The sequence below is a fragment of the Blautia sp. Marseille-P3087 genome, assembly GCF_900120195.1.
Taxonomy (GTDB): Bacteria; Bacillota; Clostridia; order Lachnospirales; family Lachnospiraceae; genus Blautia_A.
In genome coordinates this window covers 2,745,465-2,757,919 of record NZ_LT635539.1, presented here as the reverse complement: position 1 = coordinate 2,757,919, position 12,455 = coordinate 2,745,465, and the positions used below count along the sequence as shown (strand labels likewise).

Below are 12,455 nucleotides of genomic sequence, written 5' to 3'. Positions count from 1 at the left end.
TTCATTCATTCTATAACATTATCTGACAGTTACATCTGACACACTATATTCAGTCAAAATGCAGGGTCTTGTGATATTTTGCGTACTGATCAAGCAGATCACTCCACCTCTGTCCCTCCGGTTTGTTTTCGTTATTGTTGTAATTATCCGGTCCCTTCAGTTCATCCATGTATTGAGTATAATCCAGAATGTAGATATCAACTGTGGAAATGTCTCTGTCCTGGATTGCAAAAATATTGCAGTTTCCGGCAGAATCATTATATGGAAGTTTATTTCCGTTCGCGTCAAGCGCTACCATAAAACAATCACTGTCAGAGCCGTCTTCATAAAGTTCGTTTACTGTCAGTTCGTACGGAGTTCGGATCACAGATTTAAGGCCAATACCTGCATCATTTGTATCGTTCAGTTCCAGAACCTCGGTCTGAGAATCGTCTACTGTAACCGGAATATCAAAGTTCCAGTCACCTTCATATTTGTAGTAGCCCGCATCTGTTCCATATTTTTCATAGTCATCTTCTGACCATTCATAATCTGCTTCCAGTCCTCTTACCTTCGTGATATCCAGATGCAGATTAAAGGTATCCGGAATCTCAATATCTTTAATATATTTCTGATATTCTCCACCACGCTCAGATACTTTATTGATAAATTCTTCCAGCAGCGCATATCCTTCATCCGTTTCATCATTTAAATCATCCTGTGTCACGCCCATCTCATCCAGTACCTGCTGTGTCATTTCGTTATACTTTTCATTATATTCCGTATAATCTTTCGACGCCTGTGCGAGATCATAACGGAAAATACATGCATAAGTTTTATCATCCAGGAACTGCCCTTCCACCTGACCATCGATGACCGGATCTGCATCTGCATTAAAATCAACGCCACCGGTCATATCCAGGTCAATAACCGGTGTACCGCTTTCTGCTATGGTTTCCGTCTCTGGAAATGGCGTATCACTTTTAAGCTGCATCGTCATGTAAACTGCCTGGCTGTTGGCAAATACTTCGGAACATGTGATCGTCAGACCGTCAGCGGTTTTGGTGTAGGCGGTATCTTCTTTTGTTGCCGTAGCATTTGGGGCAGCTTCATTCCCTGTCGTATTGCTTTCTGTCTGATTTCCTTTCTCTCTGTCGGAAGCAGTATTTCCATTTTCTTCTGCCTCAGCCCCATCAATCGTCTCCAGCGTCGTTGCATGATCTGCAAAATTGCCAAAGAAGCTTACGTTGTCCTGTAAGATGTCAAAAAGTCCACCAACAACCGGAATATTTTTTGCCATGACCGGATTTGTCGCATAAAATACAAAACCAACGGCCAAAGCTGCTGCCACACCACCGGCAATTCTGCCCCCGACTTTCATCCAGTGATATGGATCTTTCGGAGCCTTTTTCTGCATGGCAGTATCATTTTCAATCATGCGGTATGCCTGATTGATCCGTTCATGTACAATGACCGGAATCTCTGTATCTTTCTGAAGTTTTTCCTGAAAATCCATTTCGTTATTATTAAGATTCGTCATTAAGCGCGTCCCTCCCTGACTTTATACTGATACATTTCTGCAACCTGTTTTCTTCCTCGCTGAAGCCGCGATTTTACAGTGCTTTCTTTCATATCCAGAATGTCACTGATCTCCCGGATATTAAATCCTTCCATATAATAAAGCAGGATTACCAGACGATACTTGTTATCCAGTGGTTCCAGCACCTGTGCCCATTCCTTTGATGCATACTCCTCTTCATAAAATGGCATCTCCGGCATCTGATCCGTATATGTGATCTGTTTTTTTCTCTGCAGAATATCTCTGCATTTATTGATCAGAATACGTATCATCCATGTCTTAAAATACCTGTTCTGTTTCAAACTTTTCAGATTTTCGTAGCAGGAAAGAATGGTATCCTGTATCGCATCGGCAACATCTTCATCATTTTTCAGATATGCAGAAGCGACCTTGTACATGCTCTGCACCTGCTCATCCATAAGCCGGCAGAAAGCATCTTTGTCACCTTTTTTCGCCTTTCGTATCAAAAATTCATTCATCGTAGTCTCCATTCTCCTGTATCTGACCGGTCATCAGGAAATGTTGTGTAAAAGCTTTGTTTATGTGCTTCTACTTATTAGACGCGCAAAACACCAAAAAGGATGCAGATTTTTTCATAAAAATTTCCGCATGCAAAAAATACCGCAGAGTCACTGGAAGGGGTATGGCTCTGTGGCACGTTATTGTACTACTTTGCAAGCAGCATGGACAGATAAGAAGTTCTCGTGGTGTCCTGCATAGAATAACCGATCGTCTGCAGTATTTCTTTAACCTTATCCAGTGCTGCTTCTTTTTTTTCTTCTGTTTCAACAATAATCTCCAGTTCCAGATAATCCCCAAGATTGGTAACAGTATCAACGCACGCTGTGATATTCTCCCCGTGAAAATACTGTCTCAGCTTTTCTACCGGAGGTACCGGTCGAAAACCGATGTGTTCGAGTATTTTACGACAGATTTTGGCATCCCCTACAGTTGTTTCCAACTCCTGTCTGGTCATGGAAATATTATCCATTTTTGCCCCCTTGTATGTAATGGCTGCACTCCTCTTGCCTGTCATTCGATTCTCCGTACTGCGTACACGAAAAGCCTCATCCAAAGCGGCAAAATCATGATGATCTGACGTATAATAAGTATCCGATTCCAGAACAAGATCTGCCCTCACAAAACCTGTTTCTTCCAGAACCCTCTCTATATCTGTCCTGCTGTTTATCTTTAGTTTAATCTCAACTTCTACACTCATATTTGCTCCTGCTCCTTACATTAAAATACTGTCCGATTACCAGTTATTTTCTGTTACTTCCAGCCACTGATATGGATTTCTTTTTACTTAATATATCACAAGTTCATATCAAACACATCTGAAACCTGACACATAATTCTAATATCCATCCGTTCCCCCAATAGTATGTCATGTCGCAGGAAAGCCTTGCCTTACCATCTTCCCAGACTCAAAAATCCAATAAAAAAGAGGAACCCTTCATACGAAAATCTCCCCTCCTGAAACACCAGGAGATATTTTCAAAGGATTCCCCATACAACAAAATTTCTTATCCACACCCAGCCCAGGGTGTGCAGAGGGACGAGCAACGTCCCTTTGCGGTTTTATATGATTCTTTAAATCACATAATCTTTCTGAACAGATCTTTCAGATCTTCCACACTGGCATCTTTCGGGTTGCCCGGTGCGCATGCATCAGCGTGTGCAGATTCTGCAAGGAACTGAAGATCTTCTTCTTTAATTGCTTCCAGTTTTGTCGGAATTCCTACATCAACAGAAAGCTTTCTGACTGCATCGATTGCAGCTTTTCTGTACTCTTCCTGTGTCATGGAATCTACATCTTTGACACCCATAGCACGGGCGATTTCACGGTACTTTTCACCTGTACATTCCTGATTATATTCCATAACGATCGGGAGCATCATTGCGCATGCAACACCATGTGGTGTATCATAAACAGCACCCAGAGTATGTGCCATGGAATGTGCGATTCCAAGGCCTACATTTGAGAATCCCATACCTGCAATATACTGTCCAAGTGCCATTCCCTCACGGCCTTCTTTTGTGTTTTCTACTGCACCGCGAAGAGATTTGGAAATCAATTCGATTGCTTTCAGATGGAACATATCTGTCATTTCCCATGCAGCTTTTGTGGTATAGCCTTCGATTGCATGTGTCAGTGCATCCATACCTGTAGAAGCGGTCAGACCCTTAGGCATAGAAGACATCATTTCCGGATCAACTACTGCGATGATCGGCATATCATGTGGGTCAACACATACGAATTTACGTTTTCTTTCTACATCAGTGATAACATAGTTGATGGTAACTTCTGCAGCAGTTCCTGCTGTTGTCGGAACTGCAATGATCGGTACACAAGGTTTCTTTGTCGGTGCAGTGCCTTCCAGACTTCTTACATCTTCAAATTCCGGATTCGCAATGATAATTCCGATTGCTTTTGCTGTATCCATGGAAGATCCGCCGCCGATTGCAACGATATAATCTGCACCGGATTTCTTAAATGCAGCTACACCATTCTGTACATTCTGGATTGTCGGGTTTGCCTTAATATCTGAGTAAATTTCATATTCCAGGCCATCTTTTTCAAGGACATCTGTTACCTTACTTGTAACATTAAATTTAATCAGATCCGGGTCGGAACATACAAAAGCTTTCTTAAATGCATGTGCTTTTGCCTCGTTTGCGATCTCAGCGATTGCGCCTGCTCCGTGATAAGAAGTTCCATTCAAATTAATTCTGTTTGCCATGATTAAACATTCCTTTCTTACTTGTCTGCACATTGTCTTTTGCATCTGTACAGCATTATTTGCTTTAACTTTGTCATTATATTAACAATGCGTCCATAAAAAAGAAAGTTACAAAATTCGTTAAGTGTAACGTTTCCTGTAACTTTCGTGATTTGTTCCAAATTTATATATTCATGTTCAGTAAAAATGACAGTGTATTTTCTATATAGCGTCTGTTTGTTCAATGAAATCCCTTTATTTACGGGATTTTTGTAATGTCAATTTAAAATTTCAAGATCCACAAAAACCTCTGCAAGTTTTCCCGGCATACCGTCAACCACTGTCTGAGCAAGTTCCTCCGGTGTACATGTCAACTCTCCTGTCACCCATCTTACCGTCATATAAATTGAGCTCTGGCAATACATTTCCAAAAGATAATGGATGTTTTCTCCGGCTTTTTTGCCACTTTTTTCACAAATCAAATTTTCATAAAATTCCAGAATCAATTCAAAATCATGCTGTCTGAGAGAGTTTTGTTCATCATAACGAAATGCCGCAGCAAAAAATGTCTGCTCTTCCTGAATATAAGTAAACTTCTTCACAAGCGCATCGTAAACTGTTTTTCCCTGTCCCATATGCTCAAAAGATTTCACCAGAAGCTTGTCAAAATACCAGTTGATCAGATCATATTTATCCAGAAAATTTCTGTAAAAAGTCTGCCTGGTAAGCCCACATTCTTCCGTAATCTGCTTTACTGTAATATTTTCTACCGAAGTAGATTTCATACATTCTTTCATTGCTCTTGCGAGCCGGTATTTCGTTTTTTCTCCCTTTGTCAGATCTCTCTGGTTGCCTGTTTCAGCCATTCTTTTTCATCCTCATTTAAGTATGGTGTGATTGTCTCATACACTTTGCGATGGTAATCATTTAATAGTTTTCTTTCATGGTCAGACATCCGTTTGGGATCAATTCCCTCCAGATCAAATGGAACCATTGTCAGTGTTTCAAACCTCATAAACTGTCCGAAAGAAGTCTTTTCTGCCTTTCTGCAAAGCACAAGATTTTCATGTCGGATTCCAAATTCTCCCTCCAGATAATAGCCTGGTTCATCAGAAGTAAGCATACCTTCTTCTAATACCGGTGCCGGATGATCCGGGAGATTTTTCCAGCGAAAACCATTCGGTCCTTCATGTACATTTAAAAGGTAACCAACACCATGTCCGGTGCCATGATTATAGTCCTCTCCCAGTTCCCAGAGTGGTCCACGCGCAAGATAATCGAAATTTAATCCGGTACATCCATACTTAAATTTCGCAGCTGCCAGATTCAGATTTCCACGCAGAACCGCGGTAAAATATTTCTTTTCTTTATTGCTGACCGGACCAAGAACTATCGTTCTTGTAATGTCTGTTGTGCCTTCCAGATAGTGTCCACCGGTATCTGCAAGTACCATTCCTTTCGCCTCAAGCGGAATATCCGTCTCCTTTGTTGCACTGTAATGCACAATAGCAGCGTGTGTTCCATATGCAATAATCGGGTCAAAACTGTTCCCGAGAAAATGCTCCTGTTCGCTTCGGAATTGATAGAGTTTTTCCGCCGCACTCAGTTCTGTGATTGTCTCTTTTTCCACATTTGTTTTCAGCCAGTGAATGAATTTAGTAACCGCAACACCATCTTTGATATGTGCGAACCGCTCATTTTCCATCTCTGTAAAGTTCTTGACAGCTTTCGGAAGAAGTGTCAGATTTACCTCATCCAAAATCACCGCATCTGCCGGAATATTGCTCACAAGGCGGCTGTTGACGCCGGATTTGGAGAGAAAGATTCTGCTGCCGGACGGTATCGCCTGCACGTAAGAATAGACTTCATTATATGGATAAATTTTCACTCCGTCAGCTTCCAGATTCTCACAGATTTTCTCCGCAAAGGCACTGACATTTGCATATAACCGAAGCTCTGTATCTGTCATGATCAGATAAGAAAGCACCACCGGACAACAGTGAATATCATTGCCTCGGATGTTCAAAAGCCACGCAATATCATCAAGTGAGGTCAGGACAAAAACGTCTGCATTTTTTGCTTTCATCTGCTCGCGGATCTTTGCAATTTTATCTGCTCTTGTCTCACCGACCCACTTTACATCAAGCTCCATCACCGGTTCACATGAAAGTGCCGGACGGTCCTTCCAGATTTCCCCAATCAGATCATCATCTACCGAAAAACTAATGTCTTTTTCTGCCAGAAGCTGTTGCAATTCTTCCGCCTCTTTTGCACTTACTGTACGTCCGTCAAAGCCCAGACACATCCCCTGTTCCAGTTTTTCTTTCAGAAATTCATGGACGGTCGGAACTCCCGGTTCCCCGGATTTAAACAGTTCGATCGTACTTCCCTTAAGCTGATCTGCCGCCTGAATAAAGTATCTGCCATCCGTCCAGAGTCCTGCCATATCCTGCATGATAAGCGCAGTTCCCGCCGAACCTGTAAAACCTGTAATATATTTTCTGCATTTAAAATAATCGCCCACATATTCTGAACCGTGGAAATCATCTGTCGGAACCAGATATGCATCGACTCCTTTTTCTTTCATAAGAATACGAAGAGCTTCCAGCCTTTCTTTTACTGTCATAACCCACGCCTCCCGCCTGCTAATCTGTAAATCTGTAAATCTGTAAATCTGTAAATCTGTAATCCATGTTAAACAGATTCTTTCTGTTTGTCAACTAAGGGAGCTGCCCTTATACCCCGTCAGGGGACCTCGCCGGTCCCCTGACAACCCCTGGGCTCCTTTAAATCTCCCAGGTTACCCAAATATGTAAACATACAAAAAGTACCAGAACACCCTGTCTATGTGTGGAGGAGGGTATCCTGGTACTCTGTCATTCTATTGGTTAAATTGAATTAATTCTTGCTTTGCGTGGCCTGGTGGGGTGCGCGAGGGGAGAGCGGCCTTCGCAACTGTGAGCGCCCTCCCCTCGCACAAGGTTTTACCTGATTGCCAAATCATTGGCGGGCTGCCGGGCAGTTCCCGGCGGCTTTTTAGAAAAGTCCCGTAATCTTTCCGGTCTCATCTACATCGATTCTTTCGGCAGCCGGTACTTTCGGCAGTCCTGGCATGGTCATGATCTCGCCAGTCAGGGCTACGATAAATCCTGCACCTGCGGAAATCTTCAGGTTACGTACTGTAACTTCGAAGTCTGTCGGTGCACCGAGTTTTGTCTGATCATCTGTCAGGCTGTACTGTGTCTTAGCAACGCAGATCGGGCAGTTGCCGAAGCCAAGAGCCTCAAGCTGTTTTGCCTGTTTCTGGGCATTTGCTGTAAGTACAACTCTCTTGCCACCGTAGATTTTCTGTACGATCTGATTCAGTTTGTCCTCGATGGAGCCTTCCAGTTCATAGGAATAAGTAAAGTCGTTTGGCTCTTCAACCAGACGCAGAACTTCTTCTGCAAGTTTGATTCCGCCTTCGCCGCCTTTTGCCCATACTTCGGAAAGTGCTACGTTTACGCCGAGTTCTTTACACTTAGACTCTACAAAGTCAAGCTCTGCCTTGGTATCTGTCGGGAATGCATTGATAGCAACTACACAAGGAAGTTTATATACATTCTTGATGTTGCTTACATGTTTAAGAAGGTTCGGGATACCTTTTTCCAGTGCTTCCAGATTTTCGTTGTTGAGGTCAGCTTTTGCTACACCACCGTTGTATTTCAGGGCACGTACAGTTGCTACGATTACAACAGCGTTCGGGTGCAGATCTGCCATACGACACTTGATGTCGAGGAATTTTTCAGCACCAAGGTCTGCACCAAAGCCAGCCTCTGTGATCGCATAATCAGCAAGCTTCAGAGCCATCTTTGTTGCTGTTACGGAGTTACATCCGTGTGCGATATTTGCGAATGGTCCGCCATGTACGATTGCCGGAACGTGTTCCAGTGTCTGAACAAGGTTTGGTTTCAGGGCATCTTTCAGAAGTGCAGTCATAGCACCTTCTGCATGAAGGTCACCTGCTGTTACCGGTTTCTGCTCTGCAACTTTACCATATGTGTATCCGATGATGATTCTGGAAAGTCTTTCCTTCAGGTCTTTGATGTCACTTGCAAGGCAAAGGACTGCCATGATCTCGGATGCAACAGTAATGTCATATCCGTCTTCACGAGGCATACCATTTGTCTTTCCGCCGAGGCCGTCTACTACGTTACGGAGCTGACGGTCATTCATATCCACACATCTTCTCCATGTGATCTTTCTCGGGTCAATGTTCAGTGCATTGCCCTGGAAGATATGGTTGTCGATCATTGCAGCAAGAAGGTTGTTGGCTGCACCGATTGCATGGAAGTCACCTGTGAAATGAAGGTTGATATCTTCCATCGGAACTACCTGTGCATAACCGCCGCCTGCTGCTCCACCCTTTACACCGAATACCGGTCCGAGGGATGGCTCACGGAGAGCTACCATTACGTTTTTGCCGAGTTTCTGCATACCATCTGCAAGACCTACGGTTGTTGTGGTCTTTCCTTCACCTGCCGGTGTCGGGTTGATTGCAGTTACAAGGATCAGTTTACCATCCTTTTTGTCACTTTCTTTCAGAAGATTGTAATCAATTTTTGCTTTGTATTTTCCGTACTGCTCCAGATATTTGTCATCAATACCTGCTTTTTCTGCAATCTCTGTGATTGGAAGCATTTCGCACTCCTGTGCAATTTCGATGTCACTTTTGAATCCCATAATTGTCTCCTTTCTGTAGGCGCCGCGTCACTTTTTAGTTAAAAAAAGCAGTATCCGAGGTTTCCTCAAATACTGCCCAGACGGTCGGCTCTGCAAATCTCTGATTCCCATGTGGTGATTTCCACTGCTCCGCCAGTCATCAGAGACCTTATTGAATTGATGAGTAAATGTTATCACAAAGCAACGAGTTTGTCAATAAATTGTCAATATAATTATTTTCTTTTTGCAAAATAATCAAAAATACAAATTAAATTTTGTGCATTTTGCAGTCAAACCATTGACAGTTGTTAAGGAAGGACCTTAAAAAAGTGGTCTCAAGGCAGGGTATAACTCCTTGAATTTCTGGTAACGTTCCTCGTACTTCGCCACAAGTTCTTCTTCCGGCTCTACGGTATCTACGACATGCGCCATCTTTTTACCAATCGTTTCAACATCCGGATAAGCTCCGCATCCAACGGCTGCAAGCATTGCGCCACCCATGGATGGACCTTCTTCTACTTCCAGTACATCGACTTTCAGATTCATGACATTTGCAATGATTTTCTTCCACAGAGGGCTCTTTGCACCGCCGCCACAGATCTTTGTACGCTCAATCTTAATACCAAGTTTTCTTGCAACTTCCAGAGAATCGCGAAGTCCAAATGCCACACCTTCCAGAACAGCCTGTGTCATATCAGCTCTTGTGCTGTCCATGGACATTCCGAAGAAGACACCTCTTGCATCCGGATTATTATGCGGAGATCTTTCTCCCATCAGATACGGAAGGAAGAATACATTGTTTTCACCAAGTTTCTGAATCGGTGCCTGCTCCGCTGCGAAATCTTTTGTCTGAAGAATTTCTTCTGCCCACCATTTGTTGCAGGAAGCCGCACTCAGCATACATCCCATCAGATGATAACTTCCGTCTGCATGGCAGAAAGAATGCAGTGCATTGTTTTCGTCAACACCAAAGTTTTTACTGGAAATAAAGATAGTTCCGGAAGTACCAAGAGAAATATTACACTGTCCGTCACCAACAGTTCCTGTTCCGACAGCGGCTGCCGCATTGTCACCGGCACCTGCTACAACTTTAACGTCTGCTGAGAAACCAAGCTCTTCTGCCACTTCCGGTTTCAGTGTACCGACAACTTCCCAACTCTCATACAGCTTTGGAAGCTGTTCTTCTTTTACATCACAGATTTCCATCATTTCTTTTGACCAGCAACGATTCTTCACATCAAGAAGAAGCATACCGGATGCATCAGAAACATCTGTACAGAAAGATCCGGAAAGTCTGTATGCCAGATAATCTTTCGGAAGCATAATCTTTGCGATCTTTGCAAATTTATCAGGCTCGTTTTTCTTCATCCAGAGGATCTTCGGTGCTGTAAATCCTGCAAATGCAATGTTTGCTGTGTATGCAGATAATTTATCTTTACCGATCTCATTGTTGAGATATTCTGTTTCTTTCTGGGAACGTCCGTCATTCCAGAGAATTGCCGGGCGGATCACCTGATCATTTTCGTCCAATGTTACCAGCCCGTGCATCTGTCCGCCAAAACCGATTCCGGCTACCAGAGAGCGGTCAATTCCTTCTGTCAGTTCTTTCATTCCCTCAACACTCTGGGTAAACCAGTCTTCCGGATTCTGTTCTGACCAGCCCGGATGCGGGAAAAACAGCGGATATTCTTTTGATACGATATTACAGATCTTGCCGGATTCTTCCATCAGAAGAAGTTTTACTGCGGAAGTACCAAGGTCAACGCCGATATAATACATATTTCCTCCTAACTGTGCATTCCATCATATGTATAAAACTCATGCACATTCTGTTTGCGATTGCTATTGATATTTTTCTCTTTACCAAGACATCCCAGGAAAATTCCCGGGATGCCTGTATTATTTTTATTTTGTTATAGTCAAAGTCCTCAGATTAACCCCATGGATTTTCTGTCGGATATCTTACACCTGCCGGCTGGTTGTAACCAATTTTCTTTACATCCAGTCCGAGGAATTTCACTACTTCGAAGAACTGTTTTCCGTAATGTCCGAACATAACTGCTCCGTGATGCGGATAGTTACCCTCGATCAGTACGTGACGATAGAATCTTCCCATTTCTTTGATTGCGAAAATACCAATACCACCAAAGGATCTTGTCGGTACATCCAGGGCTTCACCTTCTGCAACGTATGCTACCAGTTCACCTTCGGAGTTGCACTGCAGACGATAGAATGTAATATCAGAAGCAGCGATGTCACCTTCAAGAGTTCCTCTTGTAAAATCAGGCTCAGATCCTGCCGGCTCAAGAAGTCTGTGCTGGATGAGCTGATATTTAACGGCTCTGGATTCGCACATCTTGCATGCAGGAGTATTTCCGCAATGGAAGCCCATGAATGTATCTGTAAGTTTGTAGTCATATTTTCCTTTGATATCTTCGTCATAGATATATTTCGGAACAGAGTTGTTAATGTCAAGCAGTGTAACAGCATCGTTGGAAATGCAAAGTCCGATGTACTCGCTGAGTGCGCCGTAGATATCAACTTCACAGGATACCGGAATACCTCTGGAAGCAAGGCGGCTGTTTACATAGCAAGGTTCAAATCCGAACTGTGACGGAAATGCCGGCCAGCATTTGTCAGCAAATGCAACATATTTTCTTGCTCCTTTGTGAGCTTCTGCCCAGTCAAGAAGAGTAAGTTCGAACTGTGCCATTCTTGCATTGAGGTCTTCGTAATATTTTCCTTCACCCATTTCTTTTGCCATATCTGCACAAACTTCCGGGATACGAGGATCGTTTTCATGCTCTTTGAAAGCAACAAGAAGGTCAAGTTCGGAGTTTTCTTCGATCTCAACGCCCAGCTCATAAAGACCTTTGATCGGTGCATTACATGCAAAGAAATCCTGCGGACGTGGTCCAAATGTAATGATCTTGAGGTTACGAACACCGATGACAGCACGTGCAACCGGTACAAAATCACCGATCATTTTTGCAATGTCGTCTGCTGTTCCAACCGGATATTCCGGAATGTATGCTTCCAGATGACGCATCTTTAAGTTGTAGGAGCAGTTCAGCATACCACAGTAAGCATCACCACGTCCGTTGATCATGTCGCCATCGCCTTCTGCTGCTGCAACATACATGCACGGTCCGTCAAATCTTTCTGCGATCAGTGTCTCCGGTGTTTCCGGTCCGAAGTTTCCAAGGAAAACAACCAGCGCGTTACACTCTGCTTTGTTTACATCTTCGAGAGCTTTTTCCATGTCTTTTTCGTTCTCAACAGTTACAGGACATTCATAAAGTTCTCCTTTATAAGCTGCTTTGATTGCTGCGCGTCTCTTCTCGGAGAGCTGAATCGGGAAACAGTCACGGCTTACTGCAATGATTCCAAGTTTTACTACCGGTATATTATTCATGATATAAATTCCTCCATATTATATAGAATATATTTTTGAGTTCTGTTATTTAATACGA

General features: G+C 43.1%; 9 protein-coding genes and 1 riboswitch. All 9 genes read right to left on the bottom strand.

Features of this window, described 5'->3' with window-relative positions:
- Positions 1–49 precede the first annotated feature (49 nt).
- Complete coding sequence (locus tag BQ7344_RS13160) at positions 50–1,519, bottom strand: DUF4179 domain-containing protein (RefSeq protein WP_072522907.1); 1,470 nt, start codon at positions 1,517–1,519, stop codon at positions 50–52.
- Positions 1,519–2,037 (bottom strand): RNA polymerase sigma factor, encoded by a 519-nt coding sequence (locus BQ7344_RS13155; protein ID WP_015543233.1) that lies wholly within the window; start codon positions 2,035–2,037, stop codon positions 1,519–1,521. The genes BQ7344_RS13160 and BQ7344_RS13155 overlap by 1 nt, the downstream gene beginning before the upstream one ends.
- Positions 2,038–2,225: 188 nt before the next feature.
- Positions 2,226–2,777 carry a class IV adenylate cyclase gene (cyaB, locus tag BQ7344_RS13150; RefSeq protein ID WP_072522906.1) on the bottom strand — a complete coding sequence of 184 codons (552 nt, stop codon included), beginning with the start codon at positions 2,775–2,777 and terminating at the stop codon, positions 2,226–2,228.
- Positions 2,778–3,156: 379 nt separating this feature from the next.
- Positions 3,157–4,302, bottom strand: a complete 1,146-nt coding sequence (fucO, locus tag BQ7344_RS13145; protein ID WP_072522905.1) for a lactaldehyde reductase — start codon at positions 4,300–4,302, stop codon at positions 3,157–3,159.
- A 257-nt stretch (positions 4,303–4,559) separates the two neighbouring features.
- On the bottom strand, positions 4,560–5,147 hold the full coding sequence (locus BQ7344_RS13140) for a TetR/AcrR family transcriptional regulator C-terminal domain-containing protein (RefSeq protein WP_072522904.1): 588 nt from the start codon (positions 5,145–5,147) through the stop codon (positions 4,560–4,562).
- Positions 5,117–6,907: an aminopeptidase P family protein gene (locus tag BQ7344_RS13135; protein ID WP_072522903.1), complete on the bottom strand. Its 1,791-nt coding sequence runs from the start codon at positions 6,905–6,907 to the stop codon at positions 5,117–5,119. Before BQ7344_RS13135 ends, BQ7344_RS13140 begins: the two co-directional genes overlap by 31 nt.
- 410 nt (positions 6,908–7,317) lie before the next feature.
- Positions 7,318–9,003: a formate--tetrahydrofolate ligase gene (locus BQ7344_RS13130; RefSeq protein ID WP_072522902.1), complete on the bottom strand. Its 1,686-nt coding sequence runs from the start codon at positions 9,001–9,003 to the stop codon at positions 7,318–7,320.
- A gap of 67 nt (positions 9,004–9,070) precedes the next feature.
- Positions 9,071–9,153, bottom strand: a riboswitch (ZMP/ZTP riboswitch).
- Positions 9,154–9,303: 150 nt separating this feature from the next.
- Positions 9,304–10,761 carry a xylulokinase gene (xylB, locus tag BQ7344_RS13125; protein WP_015543228.1) on the bottom strand — a complete coding sequence of 486 codons (1,458 nt, stop codon included), beginning with the start codon at positions 10,759–10,761 and terminating at the stop codon, positions 9,304–9,306.
- 154 nt (positions 10,762–10,915) lie between these two features.
- Positions 10,916–12,397 carry an L-fucose/L-arabinose isomerase family protein gene (locus BQ7344_RS13120; RefSeq protein WP_072522901.1) on the bottom strand — a complete coding sequence of 494 codons (1,482 nt, stop codon included), beginning with the start codon at positions 12,395–12,397 and terminating at the stop codon, positions 10,916–10,918.
- Between the last annotated feature and the right edge of the window lie 58 nt (positions 12,398–12,455).